Below are 21,189 nucleotides of genomic sequence, written 5' to 3'. Positions count from 1 at the left end.
GGGGGATTGTATTTGAAGACATTGAAGTCGATCTTACTTTGGGGAGTTATTGCGGCAGTAGGAGCAGGTGCTTTTGGCGTAATAGCTTTATCACAAGGTGAAACTATTAATGCTGTATGGCTTTTAGTAGCAGCGGTATGTGTATATGCAGTTGCTTATCGTTTTTATAGTAGATTTATAGCGAGAAAAGTTTTTGGTCTAGATAACAATCGGCAAACGCCAGCCCATACATTAAATGATGGAAAAGACTATGTTCCAACAAATAAGTGGGTATTATTCGGGCATCACTTTGCAGCAATTGCTGGGGCGGGACCTTTAGTAGGACCGATTTTAGCGGCGCAAATGGGATATTTGCCAGGAACAATTTGGATTATTGTTGGGGTAGTTGTCGCAGGAGCTGTACAAGATTTTGTCATTTTATTTGCTTCAATGAGACGTAATGGTAAATCATTAGGAGAAATGATCAAAGATGAGATTGGTCCTGTTACAGGGCTTATTGCAATGATAGGTATCTTAGGAATCATGATTATTTTATTAGCGGTATTAGCATTAGTAGTAGTAAAGGCGCTTGTAGGAAGTCCTTGGGGAATGTTTACGATAGCAGCAACGATTCCTATCGCTATTTTAATGGGAGTGTACATGCGCTACATTAGGCCTGGCCGGGTTGGTGAAGGATCAGTAATCGGAATTATTCTACTTATACTGTCTCTTATTGGAGGACAGTATGTGGCAGAACATCCAACGCTTGCAAGTATGTTCACATTTAGTGGTGAAACAATTGCTATTATGCTTATTGTATATGGATTTATCGCATCGGCATTACCAGTTTGGATGCTATTAGCACCACGTGATTATTTGAGTACATTTTTAAAAGTCGGAACAATTGTTGGATTAGCAATCGGTATTTTAATTGTAGCACCAGATTTACAAATGCCAGCAGTTTCGAAATTTATCGATGGAACAGGTCCTGTTTTCTCTGGAAACTTATTCCCGTTCTTATTTATTACAATTGCTTGTGGTGCGGTGTCTGGATTCCATGCTCTCGTTTCATCAGGTACAACGCCAAAAATGATTGAACAAGAGGGACATGCACAGCCAATCGGTTATGGAGCAATGTTAATGGAATCGTTTGTAGCAGCGATGGCTATGATTGCTGCTTGTGTATTAACACCAGGCACTTATTTTGCGATTAATAGTCCGGCGGCACTTATCGGTACGGATGTATCGCAAGCAGCTCAAGTTATTTCTTCATGGGGATTTGCTATTACACCAAATGAATTAAAAGATCTTGCTGTAAACGTTGGAGAGCAAACCATTTTATCACGTACAGGTGGCGCACCAACGTTAGCGATAGGTATGGCATATATTTTCTCACAAGTAATAGGCGGAACAGCAATGATGGCATTTTGGTACCATTTTGCTATTCTATTTGAAGCACTATTTATTTTAACAACGATTGATGCAGGAACACGTGTAGGGCGATTTATGATCCAAGATATTTTAGGACATGTATATAAGCCATTTGCGAGAACAGATTCTACATTAGCGAATGTAATAGCTACAACGTTATGTGTATTAGGATGGGGCTATTTCTTATATCAAGGGGTAGTAGATCCTCTCGGTGGAATTAATACATTATGGCCACTTTTCGGTATTGCAAATCAAATGTTAGCAGGCATTGCATTGTTACTTGGAACGACAATTTTATTCAAAATGGGAAAAAAGGCATATGTTTGGGTGACGTTAATTCCAACTGTAGGATTGCTGATTGTAACGATGACGGCTGGCTATCAAAAGTTATTTCATGAAAATCCTAAAATAGGATTTTTATCTCACGCGAAAGTGTTTCAGGGGGCATTAGACGAGGGGAAGGTATTAGCCCCAGCTAAAAATGTCGCTCAAATGAAACAAATTATTTTTAATGATTATGTTGATGCAGCACTATGCGGGATTTTTATGATAGTTGTAATTGCTGTATTAATTTCGGCAATTCGAATTTGGATTCAAGTATTAAGAAATAAGCCGATGCCGTTAAAAGAGGCACCATATATTCCTAGAGATGAAAGTGAGTCGAGGAACTATGCTTAAAAGACTACGGCAAGTATGGGGGAAAAGGAAACAATTTATTAGCTTACTTGTTGGGGTACCAAGCTATGAAACGTATGTCGCTCATATGAAAAAGCATCATCCAGAAGAAGAGATTGTGTGTCAAAAGCAATTTTTTGCTGAGGCACAAGAGGCTAGATTTAACGCAAAAGGTGGAAAGATATCACGTTGTTGTTAATAAAAAAGGGCGAATTTTTCGTCCTTTTTTATTTTTTTGCTGTTCCACGTGAAACAGCAAAAAATAAATAAAAAGCTTTGGGAATTATAGACATTTCGTATACAATAAAATAAGGAAAAGGATAGACGGAAAAGTAGGGAGATTATTTTATGTTAAGAGATCTATTTGTAAACACAACAATTATTCTTTCCTTTATTTTTGTTGGAGGCCAGCTTTTAAGAGACAAGCCGTTAAAAGAAGGATTCTCTTTTTGGCAGAAATGTATAGTAGGTATTTTTACTGGAATATTAAGTGTACTGTTGATGCATTTTGGTGTACATATTGAAGATATTATGTTGGATCTACGTTATCTAGCTGTCATTTTGGCAATTATAATTGGGGGTCCGGTAGCTAGTAGTATAACAGTTGCAATTATTTTAATTACTCGATTATATTTTACTGAGTACTCTTTAGCTTCCGAATTGGCTTGCTATACTATCGTATTGATAGGAATTGGAATTATCTTTATTTGGCGGATGAAAGTTTCAATATTTATGAAGTGGATATGGTTTAATGTGTATAGTTTGTCTATTTTAATAGTACCAATTTATATTTTGTTTAATGATATATCTGTAGTAGCGTTATATTTAGTATGTAGTAGTGTTACAGCATATATCACATTTATAAGCGCAAATTACGTATTGCAATCCAATGAGTTATTTCAAACGATGAAGCAATATGCAACGATAGATGCTTTGACAGGACTTGGAAACGTAAGGCATTTTGATTTAGAAATGAATCGTCATATTGGTAATAAGCATATGAAAAATGATTCACTTTGTTTACTAATTATGGATATTGATCATTTTAAGTATGTAAATGATACGTATGGGCATCCTGCAGGAGATGAAGTGTTAAAACAAATAGCGTGCATTTTACGAGAAATTTCAACGTTTCCGGATTTGATTTTTCGAAAGGGCGGAGAGGAATTTGCACTTTTGATACCAAAGAAGGGATTAGCTTATGGAATTCATATGGGCGAACAAATTCGTACAGCTGTTGAGAAACATTCATTCCAATTGTTAAATGGAACAAAAATAAAAATTACAGTTTCCGTAGGAGTTTCAGAGTATAAGTCATCACCAAATCAATTTATTCAAGCAGCGGATGATGCATTATATTACTCGAAACGAAATGGTAGAAATAAGGTTAGCTCTGCGTCTTAAAGATAAGGTTATGAAAAAACACCCACAGAGGAAATGTATAAACTCTGTGGGTGTTTTCTTTTATATGTTAGACAAGTTCTTTTGATGCAACAAATTTACGGTATGCACCATGATGAGTTGGGCCTACGTATTCGTTAATTTTGAATGAATAACGAATAGCCGCTGTGATAAATTCTTTAGCAGTTTTTACTGCTTCTTTCACAGATTTTCCTTTTGCAAGTTCTGCTGTAATTGCAGCAGAATATGTACAACCTGCACCATGTGTATTTGTCGTATCAATCTTTTCTGATTCTAGAAGATCAAATGTTTCTCCATCGTATAGGACGTCGATTGCAGTTTCTGTACCAAGCTTGCTACCGCCTTTAATTAGGACATATTTCGCACCTAAAGCGTGGATTTTTTTCGCTGCTTCTTTCATGTCCTCAAGAGAATTAATTTTCACGCCACTTAATTGGTAAGCTTCAAATAAGTTTGGTGTTACAACTAATGCTTTTGGAACAAGAACGTCACGTAAGCAATCATTCGTTTCAGGATGTAATGCTTCATCTGCACCTTTACATACCATAACAGGATCGACTACTACATTTTTAAAATTATGTTTTTCGATTGTTTCTGCAACCATCTCAATAATTTCTACTGATCCAAGCATGCCCGTTTTTAAAGCATCTACGCCAACACCTTCAATTGTTGTTTCTAATTGTGGCTTTAATGTAGAAGCTGGGATTGGGAAAACGTTATGTGCCCAACCGTTATGTGGATCCATCGTTACGATTGTCGTAAGAGATGTCATTCCGTATACGCCAAGTTCTTGGAATGTTTTTAAATCTGCTTGTATACCAGCACCGCCACTTGTGTCAGAACCAGCGATTGTAAGTGCCTTGTTTAATGTCATTATGAAAGCCCCCTCAAGTGATATAATGAAAACTATGTTTTCACCATTATATCAATGTTACGAATAAGTACAAAGTGAAAAGTAGATGATTTACTTGAGAAGCAATTTAAAATCTTGTATGTGGGAGACTGAGTATGTTTCGAGATAATCGTACAAATGAATTAGTTATATTAAAAGAAATAGCAGAGACGCTAAATACATCAAATGATACATATCATGTACTGCAAGCAGTACTAGAAAAATTGTTAAGTGTAACAGGTTTAACGACCGGATGGATTTTTCTTGCCGATGAAAATGGGAAATATACGAAGTTAATCGATTACCAGTTACCAGAGGCACTTACATACGAAAATAAGCGCCCGATGTGTGAAGGTGAGTGTTGGTGTTTACGTGGTTTTGTAGATGGAAAGTTAGAGAGAGCCGTTAATATTATTGAATGTAAAAGAATTAATAATGCAATTGAATATAATTGGGGAGATACAGAAGGAATTCTTCATCATGCTACGGTTCCTTTAAAGGCTGGAGGAGAAAAATTTGGTTTGTTGAATGTGGCAAGCCCAGGTAAAACGCATTTTTCAGAAGAGGAATTAGTATTGCTCCAATCAGTGGCCTTCCAAATTGGAACGGCTTTAAAGCGGGCAAAATTATATGAAAACGAAAAGCGAAGAGCGCATTATTATGTGAAATTAGAACGTTTTATTCAAGCTTTAAGAACGATTCATCAATTTAATATATTGCCTGAAAAAGTTGTAAATCAATTAGGTGAAGTGTTTCAGTGGAACGAAGTAACATTCTTTATTCGAGAAGAGAAAGAATTATCATTGCGTGCATCTTATCGCCAAGAAGAATTGCAAGAGGATGTAAAAGAAGCAGCGAAAGAAGCGTTAGAAAAAGGTGAATCTATTTTATTAAAACGTCAAATCATTCATACCGCCCCCTCTAATAGGACGGTTATTGCCACACCAATACAGATTCAAAGTCACATATTTGGGGTTGTATGTGTTAGTTCCAATAATGGTGAATTTGATGTGAATACGATAGATGTGCTTCAAGCCATAACAAATCATATTTCTTTCGTGATAGAGAATTTAAGGCTAAATGAGCAGAGACGCGAACTTGTACGGATGGAAGAAAGAAATCGTTTAGCAAGGGATTTACATGACTCTGTCTCACAAAAGCTATTTTCGTTAACCTTTATGACAAAAGGTGCTGAGGCAGTTTTAAAAGGTCAAAATGAGAAAGTAGATCACTCTTTGCACGAGATGCGTGAATTAGCGCAAGGTGCTTTAAAGGAAATGAGGACGTTAATCTGGCAGCTCCGTCCAGCGGGATTAGAGAAAGGTTTATTACCAGCTTTAAAACAGCATGGTGAAAGTTTTGGATTGAAAGTTAGGGAACAAGTTACAGGTGTTCGCGATTTACCACGTGTAGTAGAAGAAGCATTATGGCGTATTGGACAAGAAGCGTTAAACAATGTGAGTAAGCATGCAGGTGTAAAAGAAGCGACCATTTATTTTAAAGTGACTGAGAAAAATGTATCATTAGAAATAGTAGATCAAGGTAATGGATTTATAGAAAAGGATATAAAAGAGAAGAAATCACTTGGCATGACAACGATGCGTGAAAGAGTAGCGTTGATTGGTGGAACAATTAAAATTATAAGTGAAAACAAACGAACAAGTATACAAGTAAATGTACCATTATGATGTGAAAATGAGGGAAGTTTGTGGAAATAAAAGTATTGTTAGTTGATGATCATACAGTCGTTTTAAAAGGATTAGCATTTTTCTTAAGTACACAGGAAGATTTAGAGTTAGTTGGGGAAGCGAATAACGGGAAAGAGGCTTTAGTGAAAGTAGGAGAAGCAAATCCGGACGTTGTATTAATGGATTTATATATGCCTGAAATGGATGGCGTTGAGGCGACAGCCTGCATAAAAAAAGAATATCCAGATGTGAAAGTAATTGTATTAACGAGCTTTTCTGATCAAGCTCATGTGTTACCAGCATTAAAAGCGGGAGCCAGTGGGTATATTTTAAAGGATGTAGAACCAGATCAACTTGTTGAGGCGATCCGTAGTGCGTATAAAGGGAATATACAGCTACATCCGGATATAGCAAATGCGCTTCTTTCTCAAGCGTTACCGGTGGAAGAGAAAGAAGAGGAACACTTCATTCATGTAGATGTATTAACAGCAAGAGAAAATGAAGTGTTACAACTATTGGCAAAAGGGATGAGTAATAAAGAAGTTGCTTCGGTTTTAGTCATTACAGAAAAAACGGTTAAAGCGCATGTGAGTAGTATTTTAAGCAAATTGAACTTATCTGATCGTACGCAAGCAGCGTTATATGCAGTGAGAAATGGAATTGTATAAGACGAAAGTCGTAAGACCTAGTTCGCCTTTAGAAGGTGGACTTTTTTTATGGAAAAATACGTCTATATGAGGACGAAATTGTCTTGGTATAAAGATAAAATATGTTTGTAAGCAACAAAACAACAATTACAAGGGATACCTTTTTTTGAAAGCATATATGACAACGTAAGAGTGAGTTTTAGGAGGAAAATATAATGACAACAGTTTTATTCGTAAAAGCAAACAACCGCCCAGCAGAACAAGCAGTTAGTGTGAAATTATACGAGGCATTTTTAGCAAACTATAAAGAAGCGCACCCAAATGATACAGTGGTAGAACTTGATTTATATAAAGAAGAATTACCATATGTAGGCGTAGACATGATTAATGGTACATTCAAATCTGGTAAAGGATTTGATTTAACAGAAGAAGAAGCAAAAGCAGTAGCAGTAGCTGATAAGTATTTAAATCAATTCCTAGAAGCTGATAAAGTTGTTTTCGGTTTCCCATTATGGAATTTAACAATTCCAGCAGTACTACACACATATATTGATTATTTAAACCGTGCTGGTAAAACATTTAAATATACACCAGAAGGTCCAGTTGGCCTAATTGGAGATAAGAAAATTGCATTATTAAATGCACGCGGCGGCGTATATTCTGAAGGTCCAGCAGCTGGAGTAGAAATGGCTGTTAAATATGTAGCAAGCATGATGGGCTTTTTCGGTGCAACAAACATGGAAACAATCGTTATTGAAGGACATAACCAGTTCCCAGACAAAGCAGAAGAAATTATTGCAGCAGGTCTTGAAGAAGCAGCTAAAGTAGCAAGTAAATTTTAATTGAAATTATAATCGTCACTCAAAGAAACAGCATTAACGTCTATGTTAATGCTGTTTTTTTTATTAATTTGTAGTTTCGTTACGCTTAGGAAGTGGAAATGCATTACCAATAGCTGCTGCACCGAGCATTGGTAATAGTAAATTAAGCGGGAAAAACATAAGTAATAGTAGTGTTATAGCTATTGGTTTTCTTAGCGCATAGCTCGAAATCGCTGTCGTTACAATGGCTACAGACGCGATTGGGTCTATAGGAAGAATGGAGGCAATCGCGTATCCAATACTTGACCCAGAAAATATAATTGGAAAAATATGTCCACCACGCCAACCTGTATTTAAACAAACGGCAGTAATGCATAATTTTAAAACTCCTGAAAGAAGTAATATCCAAAAAGATAAATGACTCCATTCAACGACTAGATCTTTTAATTGATGTTCCCCTGAAAATAATGTGTATGGGAGAAAAGTTCCCGCAATCCCTAATAAAACTCCACCTATAATTCCAAGTGTTAGTTTGTATTCACGGAAAGGATGGATAATTTTCTCTAATGTAAATTCTACTTTGAAATATAGGAAACCAACGATAGCACCGATGCAAGCAAGTGGAAGAAAGGCGATCCATTCATTGATTGAAAGAGATCCTTCCCCAAAATCAACAATAAAGGATCCACGATTATCGAGTTTACTAAGCAATAAATAAACGGAAAATCCAGCAAAAGTAGTAGTTACATATACAATTGCTTTTTTTCCTTTAGAAAACCCGGCAATTTCTTCTCCCTCATTTTCAGTTGGAGCTAAGTAACCGAATAATGGAGCGTTAAAAATGACACTTAAAGTAGCTCCAATTCCAACTTCTGTTAGTTCGCTCATTCCCTTTAAAGCGAATTTAAAGCGATCCCCTACCCATGTACAAAGTCCGCCGATAATCCCGACAAGCGCGGCCTCTGGACCTAGGCTAGCTCCAAATATTAAAACAATAAGCGCAGTTAAAGTAGCCTGATGTACAAAACGGTATTCAATTCTACCAGTTTTTTTATATTCACCCATTACTTCTGGCATAAGACGTGGATATGTACCGAAGTATTTTTGTGATAAACCAACAAAAATACCACCGATTATTGTTACACAAAGAGTGTAATAAGGGGGAGAAGAGAAAACATTAGGTAAGTATCCCCAAATAAAGTGGATTCCGATATTGATCGTAACTAAAAATAACCAAACTGTAGCCCCTACTATAGAGCCTAAAAGAATGCCATATAGAGCGAGTATATAGTGCATGTCCTTTTTATCTGTCATGTTATACCTCCGTTATGTAAGTTGTAATAGAGAAAGGGTTACACATGCTAGTGTGAAATGAATGGAATATAATATAGTATCTTTGTGTGAGGTTGGCTTATTCAACATATATGTTGGGATTTCATTAGGGTTTGGGGCTTATAAATTAAACCACTTATTTAATTCTATATATTGATTGGGATTTTTTAAAGGTCTTTTTTGAATAAATATGGAATATACTTCTTTTGTTGCTTTATATAGAACTGCTGATATTTATTTTAGAACATTCAGAAAAACAGATTGACATTAGGAAATTATTGCTATAAAATCAACGGTAATTGCATAGTCTTATCAAGAAAAGGTGGAGGGACAGGCCCGATGAAACCTTGGCAACAGCCGTATAACGGAATTGTGCCAAATCCTGCAGGTAATAATCCTGAGAGATAAGAAAGAGTCTTTAGAGCGTGTTTTCAAACTGCTCCTTTCTTGTTTTCAGGAAGGGAGCAGTTTTTTATTTTGTATAAAAGAAAGGAGAATGAGAGATGGGAGAATCATGGGGAAAGGGAACAATTTGTGTGCAAGGTGGTTATACGCCAAAAAATGGTGAGCCACGCGTTTTGCCGCTTTATCAAAGTACAACGTATAAATACGATACGTCGGATGATTTAGCAGCATTATTTAACTTAGAGGCAGAAGGCTATATTTATACACGTATTGGGAATCCCACACTCGCTGCATTTGAACAAAAGTTATCAGATTTAGAAGGTGGTGTAGGGGCTGTTGCGACAGCTTCTGGGCAAGCCGCTATTATGCTTGCAGTGTTAAATATTTGTAGTAGCGGGGATCATCTACTTTGTTCTTCGACAGTTTACGGAGGGACATTTAATTTATTTGGAGTAAGTTTGCGTAAGCTTGGCATTGATGTTACGTTCTTTAATCCGAATTTAACAGCAGATGAGATTGTGGCACTTGGTAACGATAAGACGAAACTTATCTACGCAGAATCATTAGGAAATCCAGCAATGAACGTTCTGAATTTCAAAGCATTTTCAGATGCAGCAAAAGAACTAGAGGTACCTTTTATCGTTGATAATACATTAGCGACTCCTTATTTGTGCCAAGCGTTCGAGCATGGAGCAAACATCATTGTTCATTCTACGACGAAGTATATTGATGGTCATGCAAGTTCTTTGGGCGGTATTGTCATTGATGGAGGGAACTTCGATTGGACAAATGGAAAATATCCTGAACTTGTTGAACCAGACCCAAGTTATCACGGCGTAAGTTATGTTCAAAATTTTGGTGCGGCAGCTTATATTGTGAAAGCACGCGTGCAGTTATTAAGAGATTACGGAAATTGTATGAGCCCATTCAATGCATATATTAGCAATATTGGCTTAGAAACACTGCACTTACGCATGGAGCGCCATAGTGAAAATGCTCTAGCAGTTGCTAAGTGGCTTGCTAATCATGAACGTATTGAATGGGTGAATTATCCGGGACTAGATAGTAATGAAAACTATTCATTAGCACAAAAATATTTGAAAAAAGGTGCTAGTGGTGTTTTAACTTTCGGTATTAAAGGTGGATTAGACGCGGCAAAAGAATTTATCGCGAATGTGAAACTAGCAACTCTCGTAACGCATGTAGCTGATGCACGAACTTGCGTTATACATCCTGCTAGTACGACGCATAGACAATTAAGTGCGGAAGATCAGCGTTTGGCCGGTGTCACATCGGATTTAATTCGTTTATCGGTTGGTATAGAAGATGTTTCTGATATTATTGCGGATTTAGAAGCAGCGCTAGTCGGAGGCAAAGAACATGCCGATCATAATTGATAAAGATTTACCAGCTCGCAAAGTGTTGCAGAAGGAAAATATTTTTGTAATGACGAAGGAGCGAGCAGAAACACAAGATATCCGTGCTTTGAAAATTGCTATATTAAATTTAATGCCTACAAAGCAAGAAACAGAAGCGCAATTACTTCGTTTAATTGGCAACACACCGTTGCAATTAGATGTTCACTTACTTCATATGGAATCACATTTGTCACGTAATGTAGCACAGGAACATTTAACGAGTTTCTATAAAACATTCCGTGATATTGAGAATGAGAAATTTGATGGGCTTATTATTACAGGAGCACCAGTTGAAACTCTTTCTTTTGAAGAGGTAGATTATTGGGAAGAGCTTAAACGCATTATGGAGTATTCAAAAACGAATGTAACATCTACGCTTCATATTTGCTGGGGGGCACAGGCTGGTTTGTACCATCATTATGGCGTTCCAAAGTATCCTCTGAAGGAAAAAATGTTCGGTGTATTTGAACATGAAGTCCGTGAGCAACACGTGAAATTGTTACAAGGGTTTGATGAATTGTTTTTTGCTCCGCATTCTCGTCATACAGAGGTACGAGAGAGTGATATTAGAGAGGCGGCAGAATTAACATTATTAGCAAACTCTGAGGAAGCCGGTGTTCACCTTGTTATGGGGCAAGAAGGAAGGCAAGTGTTTGTGCTCGGGCATAGTGAATATAGCTGTGATACGTTAAAGCAAGAATACGAACGGGACCGCCAAAAAGGGTTAAATATTGATGTACCAAAAAATTATTTCAAACATAATAATCCAAATGAGAAACCGCTTGTTAGATGGAGGAGTCATGGAAATCTATTATTCTCTAATTGGTTGAATTATTACGTGTATCAAGAAACCCCTTATATATTGTAAAGATTGTGTAACACGTGGCACCGTTTTCTTTGTAAAGATTAACTTATATTTTTCCGAATGTTCGAAATACATTGTTTTTCAGATTTTTAACTCATATAATTTCATCTAAACACAATTTTTGAGGGGTGGACAGTACTATGAAAGAAATTCAAGTGGGTTTATTAGGTCTTGGGACAGTTGGTAGTGGTGTAGTTCGTATTATTACAGATCATCAAGAGCGACTTATACATCAAGTAGGTTGTCCTGTAAAAGTAACGAAAGTGTTGGTACAAAACATTGAGAAAGAGAGGGATGTTGAGGTACCTTCTACTTTATTAACACAAGATGCAAATGAAATTTTAGATAATCCAAATATTGATGTGGTTATTGAAGTAATGGGTGGCATTGATGATGCAAAATCATATATTTTACAAGCTTTAAGAAGTGGGAAACATGTTGTAACTGCAAATAAAGATTTAATGGCATTACATGGGGCTGAATTATTAGCAACAGCAAAAGCGAATAAGACTGATCTGTTTTATGAAGCTAGTGTAGCCGGAGGGATTCCGATTTTGCGAAGTATCGTAGAAGGACTTTCTTCAGATCTTATTACGAAAGTAATGGGAATTGTAAATGGAACAACAAATTTTATTTTGACGAAAATGTCAGACGAAGGGAGAGCATATAACGACGTGTTAAAAGAAGCCCAACAACTTGGATTTGCAGAAGCAGATCCAACATCAGACGTAGAAGGTTTAGATGCGGCAAGAAAAATGACGATTTTAGCTACTCTCGGTTTCTCTACAAATGTAGAGCTTGGAGACGTGAAGGTAAAAGGAATTACTTCTATTACAGAAGAAGACATTGAATATAGTAAGAGTTTAGGGTATACGATTAAATTAATCGGTCTTGCAAAGCGAGATGGTGAAAAACTAGAGGTTACAGTTGAACCAACGTTACTTCCAAATACACATCCTCTTGCGGCAGTACAAAACGAATATAACGCTGTGTATGTGTATGGTGAAGCAGTTGGGGAAACGATGTTTTATGGCCCAGGTGCAGGAAGCTTACCAACAGCAACAGCTGTTGTTTCCGATTTAGTAGCTGTAATGCAAAATATTAGATTAGGTGTAAATGGAAATAGTGCGGTATCGCCGCAGTATAAAAAGGTATTAAAAGAGCCAGATGAAATTGTTGTGAAGAAATTTTTAAGACTTCATGTAAAAGACGAAATTGGTGTATTTGCAAAAATTACATCATTGTTCTCTGAGCGTGGTGTTAGCTTCGAGAAAATTATTCAAATGCCGCTTGAAGAGAAAGGAAAAGCAGAAATTGTAATTGTAACGCATCGAGCTTCTCTTGCGGATTATGATTATATTCTACATACATTGCAAGGGTATGAAGAAATAGATTGTGTGAAGGCAAATTATCGGATTGAAGGGGATGCTAAGTAGTATCTTCTTATCATAAAAAAGAAAGAACCTATTAAGCAGCTTGCTTGATAGGTTCTTTTTTGTTTAAAATTTGCGTGCCGATTTGGATAAATGCTTGAATAATCCAACCTGTTGTAAAGGATAAGATGATTGTTCCAAAGTAGATTGGTCCATCTAATAAGAAGCTCAATGTTAAAAATAAAAAGGCTAATGAAATTTCTGTTTTTCTAAATGTCCATTTTTTCTTCTCAGCAACCGTTAAAACGAAAGCTTCTTGAGGTGCTGCGCAAAGATTTGTAGAGACGTAAAGACCAATACCAGCTCCGACGAATAGATTTCCGCAAATAAGTGTTATATATTTTGGAAGAGAGCGGATAGCGTCCATAATAGTTGTAATGGAACCAATCCAATCAACAAAAAGAGAAATAAGAATCATCGTTACAATTGTTCCGATAGTAATTTGTTTTTTATTCCAAAAGAGTACGATAAGTGTAAATGCAAAATTAATCATGAAAATCCAAAAACCAATACTTATCCCGAAATTTTGATATAGTGCAATAAAGAAGGAATCATAAGGGCTAAGTCCAAAGGAAGTAATTGTTGTCATCATATTAATGCCGATGGAGAGAATGAGTAAACCGCCAATGAAAAATATATATTCTAATTTAAATCGAAGCATAGTTGTATATCCTTTCTAAATGTATTTGCTAGGAAAGGATATATTGTGGAAAGCTTACCAGGTCAAGTGAGAATTTTTGCGAGAAGAGGAGAATGAGATGACGAATATAAGAAAGATTGCTGAACTTGCTGGAGTATCTGTTTCAACTGTTTCACGTGTACTGAATAATCATCCATATGTGAATGAGCAGAAACGAAAAGAAATTTTAGCAATTATAGAAGAATTAAATTATACGCAAAACGTGAATGCAATTCATTTAGTGAAAGGAAAAACGAATGTAATTGGAGTGCTATTACCACACGTAAATGATCAATATTATAGCGCTATTATTGAGGGGATATCAAAAGAAACCGCAAAGAAAAATTACAATATGATGCTTTGTCAGACGAACTATAGTGAGGAAAGAGAATTAGAAATTTTGAACATGTTAAAAATGAAGAAACTTGATGGAGTTATTATATGTTCGCGGGCGAATAGTAAGGAGAAGCTTGAAGAATATACGAAATTTGGTCCAATTGTAACATGTGAAGAAATAGATTCAAAATATATTTCAAGTGTACATATTGATTACTATAAAGTGTTTTCACAAGGGATGAAAAGCTTAATAGATGCTGGTCATACACGTATTGGTTATTGCATCGGAAGAAGTAATAGCATAAATAGCGAAAGACGAAAAAAAGCGTATGAGGATTCGCTTGGGCAAATTACGGTGACACCGTTACATAATTGGAAGTTTAAAGGTTGTTTTACAGTAGAAGATGGACGTAATGTAGTTAGGGAGTGGGTTCGTATGTCTGTAAAACCAACAGCGTTTCTTGTATCTTGCAACCATATTGCAGCGGGGATGGTAACAGAAGCAAAAAAACAAGGAATCCGTATTCCAGAGGATATCACGATTATTGGATGTGATGATCAAGAAGTGGCAAATATATTGGGGATAACAACAATTTCGCATCCTAGTAAAAATGTTGGAGTAAAAGCGTTTGAATTATTATATGAAAAGGTTAATGAAGAAAAATTAGATGTGAAGCATATAGAGTTATTACCAGAGTTAGTAGATAGAGAAACGACATAATTGAGAAGGTGTGAAAATCGCTTTTCAAAATTTCGTTTGGTATAATTATGGACAATCTATGAGGGCTAAAAGGGGTTTTGATATGAGATCAAAAGTAGTAAAAGTAATTCTACTCATTACAATTGCATCTTTCTGTTTATTTGCATACGGTTTTGTTTCGGGTGTAAATGATGTATTAAATCCGACAGCTTCAAACTTAGTTAAGAAAAACGACGTAGTGGCAAAAGAGAAAAAGAAAACAGGAACTTTACAAATCGTTAGTTTAGGTGATTCATTAACACGTGGCGTTGGTGATAAAGAAGGAATTGGCTATATTGGACGAATGAAAGAAGATTTACAAAAAGATTATAAGCAAAAGGTTGCATTAACAAACTTAGCAGTTAGTGGTGCGAAAATGCCTGACTTATTAAAACAAATTGAGAGTAGTGGTGCTCAATATTCAATTAAGCAAGCAGATGTAATCGTTTTAACAATTGGAGGGAATGATTTATTTCCAGGTTGGGAATCGCTTGGAAAGATAGATTTAGAGACGTATCGCCCTGATACGGAAACATTTCAAAGTGAAGCGAAGAAAATTATAGAAGAAATTCGTAAAGTAAATACAGATAGCCCTATTTTTTGGCTCGGTTTATACAATCCTTTTGAAGATGTAGAAGATTTAAAAGGGTCTTCAAACATTGTTGTGGACTGGAATGCATCGTTAGAGAAATTAGCGTTAACTGATAAAAATGTGTATATTACACCAACATTTGATTTATTCCAAAACCGCGGCAAAGATTTATTATACTCTGATCATTTTCATCCGAATGAAGTTGGTTACACATATATGGCAGAACGTTTAGTTCAAAATGTTGCAAGTAAATTAAAACTAGAACAAGGAGGGGTAAAATGACGACGATACTTTCCGTGCGAGACTTGAAGAAAGTAATTGGGAAGAAGACACTTGTAGAGAATATTTCCTTTGATGTGAAGCAAGGAGAAGTATTTGGATTCTTAGGACCCAATGGTGCCGGAAAAACGACTACTATCCGGATGCTAGTCGGACTGATTAAAGCGACAGAGGGCACGATTTCTATTGGCGGTTATTCTATTAAGGAAAATTTCAGAGAAGCGATGCGTCAAATTGGGAGTATCGTGGAAAACCCAGAACTGTATACATATTTAACGGGATGGGAAAATTTAAAACAATTTGCCCGTATGTTAGGTGATATATCAGATGAACGTATTATTGAAATTGCTCAAATGGTTCATTTGGATGAAAGAATTCACGATAAGGTAAAAACATATTCACTCGGTATGAAACAGCGTCTTGGCATTGCCCAAGCGCTTCTTGGAAACCCGAAATTGCTCATATTAGATGAGCCAACAAATGGTTTAGATCCAGCTGGAATTAGAGAACTTAGGGAATTTATACATAAGCTTGTGAAAGAAGAAAATATGAGTGTGTTTATTTCAAGTCATTTGCTAAGCGAAGTACAAATGATATGTGATCGTGTTGCTATTATTCATAAAGGGAAAATGATAACAGTTGCAACGATCGAAGAATTGATTAAAACAGCAAGTGATCGCGTAGAATGGACCGTTACGCCGATTGGAAAAGCAAAAGATATGCTAGAAGATGCTGAAGAGGTAAGAGAAATAAGTGTAGAGGGTGAACGATTATTATGTCGCATGGATGTTGCGTCTATAAGTAGCTGGAATAAATACTTTGTAGAAAATGGGATAAATGTACATAGTGTTAAGGAGCTTGTGTTTACGCTAGAAGATTTATTTATTGAACTCACAAGGGGTGAGCAGCATGCGTGAATTTGCGAATCTAGTTTTAAATGAATCAGAAAAGATTTATCGTAAGAAACGTATTTTTGTTGTCATGCTTATTTTAGCAATCTTAATCCCGCTTTTTGTGTATGCGCAGTATCGTGAAATAGAAACGACACAAAAAAGGCTAGGTACAACGGATTGGAAAGTATCATTGCAGCAGCAAATTGTTGATTCTCAAAACCGTTTGAATAACTCTAGATTGCCAGAAGAATGGCGTGATTGGCTAAAAGTAAGAGTGGAACAACAACAATATTATTTGGATCATGATATTAATCCGATGGCACCAGGAGCGCCGACTTTTGTAAGAGCATTCATCGAGCAAGGGATTACATTGTTTATTCCACTTCTCGTCATGATTGTTGCTATTGATATTGTTTCAGGAGAACGAAGTGATGGGACGATGAAGATGCTGCTTACCCGGCCAATCCGGCGCTGGAAAATACTTCTTAGTAAGTATGTGACGATGTTATTTTTTATTTCTCTCATATTACTCCTTGTCGGTGTATTTGCTTACGTATTATCTGGGCTTGTATTTGGATACTCAGGATGGAATTTACCTGTTTTAACAGGGTTCGTTATTGATAAAGAGACGTTAAATACAAATTTTGTACATCTTATTCCACAGTGGCAATATATTTTAATGGCGTATGGACTAGCTTGGTTTGTTGCTATCGTTGTCGGAACTATATCATTTATGGTCTCTGTTTTAATTCGTAATACACCAGCTGGAATGGGTGTTATGTTAGCTGCTTTAATCGCAGGCGGCATTTTAAGTTCATTCGCGACGTCTTGGGAAGGTGCGAAATACATTTTTAGTGTGAACTTATCGCTAACGGATTACTTATCAGGAAAGCTGCCTGCATTACAAGGACTATCAATGGGATTTTCTTTAATGAATTTAACAGTTTGGGCAGTTGTTTCTCTTATCATTTCATTTGTAGTATTTACAAAGCAGGATATGGTGAACTAATCGGACAGGAAGTGAAGGCATGGAAAATGTTTTAAAGAATGATTGGAGGCCACTATTGGCATCAGAGTTTGAGAAAGAATATTATCGTACTTTAGCTGATTTCTTGAAAGAAGAGTACGGTACACATGTTGTTTATCCAAAAGTAGAAGATATATTTAATGCTCTCCAGTATACGAGTTATGAAAATACGAAGGTTGTTATTTTAGGACAAGATCCCTATCACGGACCAAATCAAGCACATGGTTTAAGCTTTTCTGTACAACCAGGTATTAAAACGCCACCGTCGTTGTTAAATATGTATAAAGAACTGCGAGATGAATATGGTTATGACATTCCGAATAACGGCTATTTAGTAAAATGGACAGAGCAAGGAGTTTTATTATTAAATACGGTATTAACGGTTCGTCAAGGCGAAGCGAATTCTCATAAAGGAAAAGGGTGGGAGCACTTCACAGATCGTGTGATTGAACTGTTGAATGAGCGTGAAAAACCAGTTATTTTCATATTGTGGGGACGCCACGCACAGGCGAAGAAGAAGTTAATTACGAATACGAATCATCATATTATCGAATCCGTACATCCAAGTCCATTATCAGCAAGACGAGGTTTCTTTGGCAGTAAACCGTACTCTAAAGTAAATACGATTTTAGCTAATATGGGCGAAAAAGAAATTGATTGGGAAATTTCAAATTTATAAAATGAAACTTTAATCAGTGGGGATTTTGTTTATCCCCTTACTGATTATCAACCTACAAATAGCGGGATAAATAGAAAAGGTAGTTAACAGTCGTTAACTACCTTTTTATTATTGTTGTTCGTTTTTTAGTTTTGCATCTAGTACAAATGTACCGAATGGGATAACGGATGAAACGAATGCCCCAAGTGCCCATAAAATGGATTTACGGTGTACGATTGTTACTTGGATTACTGCAAAGATGAATAGAATAAACAGAACACCATGAGCCATGCCTGTAATTTTAACAGCAGTTGCAAATCCTGCGAAATATTTTAATGGCATTGCTACAAATAATAGTAATAGGAAAGAAATACCCTCGATTAAGCCGATCGCTCTTAATCGTCCAATTGGTGTAGATAACATGAAGTAGCCTCCTTTAACGTATGCTTGTATATAGTAAATTTGTATTCTTTTTCAAAATAAAATAGTCTATTTTGTTTCATTATATACAAAAAGAAAGTTTACACTACGAGAATAGTGCAAAGTTCAAAATATAGTCACAAAAGAATGGTAATTTAAATAAAAACCTATTTGAAGTATTTGACTTCAAATAGGTTTTATGAATGAAAATATTAAACAAGTACTTCCGTTTTTAAAACGAATTTCTCTACAACTTTTGCAACGCCATCGTTCATATTTGTATCTGTTACGTAGTTTGCAATTTCTTTAATATCATCAGGTGCATTGCCCATTGCAACACCAAGACCTGCAAATTCAATCATCGCCTGATCGTTATAGCTATCGCCCATTGCGATAACTTCTTCACGCTTAATGCCAAGCTTTTGGATCAGTTTGTTTAAGCTCGTTCCTTTTGTAACACCGGCTTCAGTAAATTCTAAGAAGAATGGTTTCGAACGCATCACGCTTAATTGGCCTTCTAGTTGTTTTTGTAGTTTTGCTTCTACAGCTTGTAAGTGCTCTGGATTTTCTACCATTAGTACTTTTACAACTGGCTGTTGTACAGATTCTTTCAGATTATTTACTTCTACGATTGGCATACCAGTAATTTGGCCTTCAATTTCTGTATAAGAGTTATTCTCCTCAGTTATAATATTGTCACCAATATATGTGTGAATCCAGACGTTTTCGTCTTTACTAATATCGTATAGACTGTGAACGATTTCAGGAGATAACGTACTACTGAATAATTCTTCATCTGTTTTACAGTTAATAATTTTTGCACCGTTAAATGAAAGAATGAAGCTACCGTACTCTTCTAAATGTAATTCTTTTGCGATTGCACGCATTGCGAATGTTGGACGTCCAGAAGCAAGTACAACTTTTACCCCTTGCTCTTGTGCAGTCATTAACGCTTCTTTCGTACGAGGTGAAATGGTATGGTCATCGCGTAATAAAGTATCATCTAGATCTAAAACAATCATTTTATAAGTCATATCGAAAATTCCCTTCTTTATTTAAATAGAAATACATGTTCATGAAGATGTTAAGGAATAATAGTAAGACATCGAACTTCTTCGGAAAGAAGTGGATAAATTATCATAGGCGTATTGCCTATGATAATTTATCGTAACAACTCTACAGGTAGAGTGCAATAATGGAAGTTTTCCAATTTACGATAGTTGTTTTTCATTAGAGCGAGAAAATAATATTTCCAGTAAGATAGCCATTACAGATCCAAGAACGAGACCATTACTTAAAAATGATGCTAGAAATGGTGGGAGCGTAGAAAATGCTCCTGCTGGGACGAACATAACGCCAACCCCAGTGAAGATGGAAAGGCCGGCTACTTTAAATAATCGTTCTTTATTTTGGACAGTATCGTATTCGCGAAAAGCGAGACCAATCATACTTGCGAATACAGGATAAATGGCAGCATATCCGACTGCAACTGGGATTGCTGCAAAGAATGATGTGATCTTTGGAAATATACTAATGAAAATAATAAAACTTGAACCTAACATAAATGGGAGTCGTTTATAAATATTAGTCGTTGCAATAAATCCTGCTGATCCAGAAATGGCGACGGGCCCAATAGCTGAAAATAGACCGCCTAGCACTTGGTTTATTCCTGTTATAATGCCTGCTTGCTTGAAGCGATTCTCAGCGGGATTTTCTTCGTACTTAGAAACCACCCTCTGTACAACACGAATACTTGCTAACATATTTGTGAGAAGTAGTAACGTGACAAAAACGACTGTAATTGCCATATTCCATTCAATACGAGGCATTCCAAAAACAAATAGGGATGGCAGACGAATTATGTCTGTCACAGGTGTTATTGGATTAGATAATCCGAAGCATGCAAACAAAATCCAGCCGCAGACGATACTGAAAAGAACAGAATATTGTCCAATAATAGGTAGCTTCATAATGAAAAAGGATAGTAAAATAACAATGAGTGAAAGAATAAATACGTCAGCTTGTACTTCCGTATGTTGTCCATCAAGACCAAACATGCCTTTTAAGAAGGAGCCACTAAGCTGTGCGACAAGAAGAAATAAATATGTACCAATGACTGTCGGTGTAAAGTAGCGAACGAGTTTGTCGATAAGTCCAAAAACGCTAAGAATAATACAAATGATTCCACTTAATAGGAAGGCGTACTGAAGGACTTTAAGTGTTTCATTGCTTGATCCAAATAATACGACGCCTAAACTTGCATAAAGGGAGAAAATTCCCCACCAAAGGCCAGCAGGTCCTTCTTGAATAGGAAGTTTATGACCAAATATAGCCTGGAGTAGGCCAGCAAAGCCAAGAACAAATAATGTTCTTTGTACAAACGCGATAGCTTCAGCGCCATCGAGACCATAACTAGTTGCGACGCTAATGGGTACAATAAGGCTTCCAGCTAAAATAAATAGTGCCCATTGTAAGGCGGAAAGAAATGTCTTCATTATATCAACCTCTTTCATAGATTCCGTTTCTAGTATATACGTATTTTATTTCCGCTGGCAAAG

General features: G+C 36.3%; 20 protein-coding genes and 1 riboswitch. Of the genes, 14 read left to right on the top strand and 6 right to left on the bottom strand.

The window, feature by feature from the left end; translation table 11 throughout:
* Positions 1-12 precede the first annotated feature (12 nt).
* The 3 genes from cstA (at position 13) to BAQ48_RS09280 (ending at position 3,489) form a co-directional block, all read left to right on the top strand.
* Positions 13-2,088 (top strand): carbon starvation protein CstA, encoded by a 2,076-nt coding sequence (gene cstA, locus BAQ48_RS09290; RefSeq protein ID WP_071710844.1) that lies wholly within the window; start codon positions 13-15, stop codon positions 2,086-2,088.
* On the top strand, positions 2,081-2,284 hold the full coding sequence (locus BAQ48_RS09285; RefSeq protein WP_071710843.1) for a YbdD/YjiX family protein: 204 nt from the start codon (positions 2,081-2,083) through the stop codon (positions 2,282-2,284). The genes cstA and BAQ48_RS09285 overlap by 8 nt, the downstream gene beginning before the upstream one ends.
* 149 nt (positions 2,285-2,433) lie before the next feature.
* Entirely contained in the window at positions 2,434-3,489 is a 1,056-nt protein-coding gene (locus tag BAQ48_RS09280; protein WP_071710842.1) for a GGDEF domain-containing protein, read from the top strand.
* A 67-nt stretch (positions 3,490-3,556) separates the two neighbouring features.
* On the opposite strand, the gene pdxK is transcribed toward BAQ48_RS09280, so the two are convergent.
* The gene (pdxK, locus tag BAQ48_RS09275) at positions 3,557-4,381 is read right to left on the bottom strand and encodes a pyridoxine/pyridoxal/pyridoxamine kinase (RefSeq protein ID WP_063223948.1); all 825 of its coding nucleotides are present in this window, start codon (positions 4,379-4,381) and stop codon (positions 3,557-3,559) included.
* Between the two features lie 134 nt (positions 4,382-4,515).
* Between pdxK and BAQ48_RS09270 the strand changes: the two genes are divergently transcribed.
* The 3 genes from BAQ48_RS09270 to BAQ48_RS09260 all read left to right on the top strand — a co-directional run bounded on the left by BAQ48_RS09270 (position 4,516) and on the right by BAQ48_RS09260 (position 7,576).
* Complete coding sequence (locus BAQ48_RS09270; RefSeq protein ID WP_071710841.1) at positions 4,516-6,087, top strand: GAF domain-containing sensor histidine kinase; 1,572 nt, start codon at positions 4,516-4,518, stop codon at positions 6,085-6,087.
* Positions 6,088-6,107: 20 nt separating this feature from the next.
* Positions 6,108-6,755, top strand: coding sequence for a response regulator (locus BAQ48_RS09265; protein WP_071710840.1), 648 nt, complete (start codon positions 6,108-6,110; stop codon positions 6,753-6,755).
* Between the two features lie 194 nt (positions 6,756-6,949).
* A complete protein-coding gene (locus BAQ48_RS09260) occupies positions 6,950-7,576 on the top strand; it encodes an FMN-dependent NADH-azoreductase (protein WP_071710839.1) in 627 nt (208 codons plus the stop codon).
* A gap of 63 nt (positions 7,577-7,639) precedes the next feature.
* Here the strand turns inward: BAQ48_RS09260 and BAQ48_RS09255 are convergent, their stop codons facing one another.
* Positions 7,640-8,869 (bottom strand): chloride channel protein, encoded by a 1,230-nt coding sequence (locus BAQ48_RS09255; RefSeq protein WP_071710838.1) that lies wholly within the window; start codon positions 8,867-8,869, stop codon positions 7,640-7,642.
* 324 nt (positions 8,870-9,193) lie between these two features.
* Positions 9,194-9,298: riboswitch (SAM riboswitch) on the top strand.
* Between the two features lie 92 nt (positions 9,299-9,390).
* Here BAQ48_RS09255 and BAQ48_RS09250 point away from each other — a divergent pair.
* The 3 genes from BAQ48_RS09250 to BAQ48_RS09240 all read left to right on the top strand — a co-directional run bounded on the left by BAQ48_RS09250 (position 9,391) and on the right by BAQ48_RS09240 (position 13,011).
* Entirely contained in the window at positions 9,391-10,689 is a 1,299-nt protein-coding gene (locus BAQ48_RS09250) for a bifunctional O-acetylhomoserine aminocarboxypropyltransferase/cysteine synthase (protein WP_071710837.1), read from the top strand.
* Positions 10,673-11,578 carry a homoserine O-acetyltransferase MetA gene (metA, locus tag BAQ48_RS09245; protein ID WP_001121548.1) on the top strand — a complete coding sequence of 302 codons (906 nt, stop codon included), beginning with the start codon at positions 10,673-10,675 and terminating at the stop codon, positions 11,576-11,578. Before BAQ48_RS09250 ends, metA begins: the two co-directional genes overlap by 17 nt.
* Positions 11,579-11,715: 137 nt before the next feature.
* Positions 11,716-13,011 (top strand): homoserine dehydrogenase, encoded by a 1,296-nt coding sequence (locus BAQ48_RS09240; RefSeq protein ID WP_000659092.1) that lies wholly within the window; start codon positions 11,716-11,718, stop codon positions 13,009-13,011.
* 31 nt (positions 13,012-13,042) lie between these two features.
* Here the strand turns inward: BAQ48_RS09240 and BAQ48_RS09235 are convergent, their stop codons facing one another.
* Complete coding sequence (locus tag BAQ48_RS09235) at positions 13,043-13,669, bottom strand: YczE/YyaS/YitT family protein (RefSeq protein ID WP_000943422.1); 627 nt, start codon at positions 13,667-13,669, stop codon at positions 13,043-13,045.
* Between the two features lie 97 nt (positions 13,670-13,766).
* On the opposite strand from BAQ48_RS09235, the gene BAQ48_RS09230 reads away from it, so the two are divergent.
* From BAQ48_RS09230 to BAQ48_RS09210, 5 genes are read left to right on the top strand one after another with little or no spacing between them, the layout of a single operon-like run.
* The gene (locus BAQ48_RS09230; protein WP_071710836.1) at positions 13,767-14,744 is read left to right on the top strand and encodes a LacI family DNA-binding transcriptional regulator; all 978 of its coding nucleotides are present in this window, start codon (positions 13,767-13,769) and stop codon (positions 14,742-14,744) included.
* A gap of 10 nt (positions 14,745-14,754) precedes the next feature.
* Positions 14,755-15,636 carry an SGNH/GDSL hydrolase family protein gene (locus BAQ48_RS09225; protein ID WP_116758497.1) on the top strand — a complete coding sequence of 294 codons (882 nt, stop codon included), beginning with the start codon at positions 14,755-14,757 and terminating at the stop codon, positions 15,634-15,636.
* Positions 15,633-16,550 carry an ABC transporter ATP-binding protein gene (locus tag BAQ48_RS09220; RefSeq protein ID WP_071710834.1) on the top strand — a complete coding sequence of 306 codons (918 nt, stop codon included), beginning with the start codon at positions 15,633-15,635 and terminating at the stop codon, positions 16,548-16,550. The genes BAQ48_RS09225 and BAQ48_RS09220 overlap by 4 nt, the downstream gene beginning before the upstream one ends.
* A complete protein-coding gene (locus BAQ48_RS09215; protein ID WP_071710833.1) occupies positions 16,543-17,535 on the top strand; it encodes an ABC transporter permease subunit in 993 nt (330 codons plus the stop codon). The genes BAQ48_RS09220 and BAQ48_RS09215 overlap by 8 nt, the downstream gene beginning before the upstream one ends.
* A gap of 19 nt (positions 17,536-17,554) precedes the next feature.
* A complete protein-coding gene (locus BAQ48_RS09210) occupies positions 17,555-18,232 on the top strand; it encodes a uracil-DNA glycosylase (RefSeq protein WP_071710832.1) in 678 nt (225 codons plus the stop codon).
* 108 nt (positions 18,233-18,340) lie between these two features.
* On the opposite strand, the gene BAQ48_RS09205 is transcribed toward BAQ48_RS09210, so the two are convergent.
* The 3 genes from BAQ48_RS09205 to BAQ48_RS09195 all read right to left on the bottom strand — a co-directional run bounded on the left by BAQ48_RS09205 (position 18,341) and on the right by BAQ48_RS09195 (position 21,126).
* On the bottom strand, positions 18,341-18,634 hold the full coding sequence (locus BAQ48_RS09205) for a DUF3817 domain-containing protein (protein ID WP_000953390.1): 294 nt from the start codon (positions 18,632-18,634) through the stop codon (positions 18,341-18,343).
* Positions 18,635-18,843: 209 nt separating this feature from the next.
* Complete coding sequence (locus tag BAQ48_RS09200) at positions 18,844-19,665, bottom strand: Cof-type HAD-IIB family hydrolase (RefSeq protein WP_071710831.1); 822 nt, start codon at positions 19,663-19,665, stop codon at positions 18,844-18,846.
* A 177-nt stretch (positions 19,666-19,842) separates the two neighbouring features.
* Positions 19,843-21,126: a purine/pyrimidine permease gene (locus BAQ48_RS09195; RefSeq protein WP_000847039.1), complete on the bottom strand. Its 1,284-nt coding sequence runs from the start codon at positions 21,124-21,126 to the stop codon at positions 19,843-19,845.
* Positions 21,127-21,189 lie beyond the last annotated feature (63 nt).

Source organism: Bacillus luti (assembly GCF_001884105.1).
Lineage (GTDB): Bacteria > Bacillota > Bacilli > Bacillales > Bacillaceae_G > Bacillus_A > Bacillus_A luti.
Note: the sequence above shows the minus strand (reverse complement) of the source record. Positions and strands in the feature narration are given on the sequence as shown.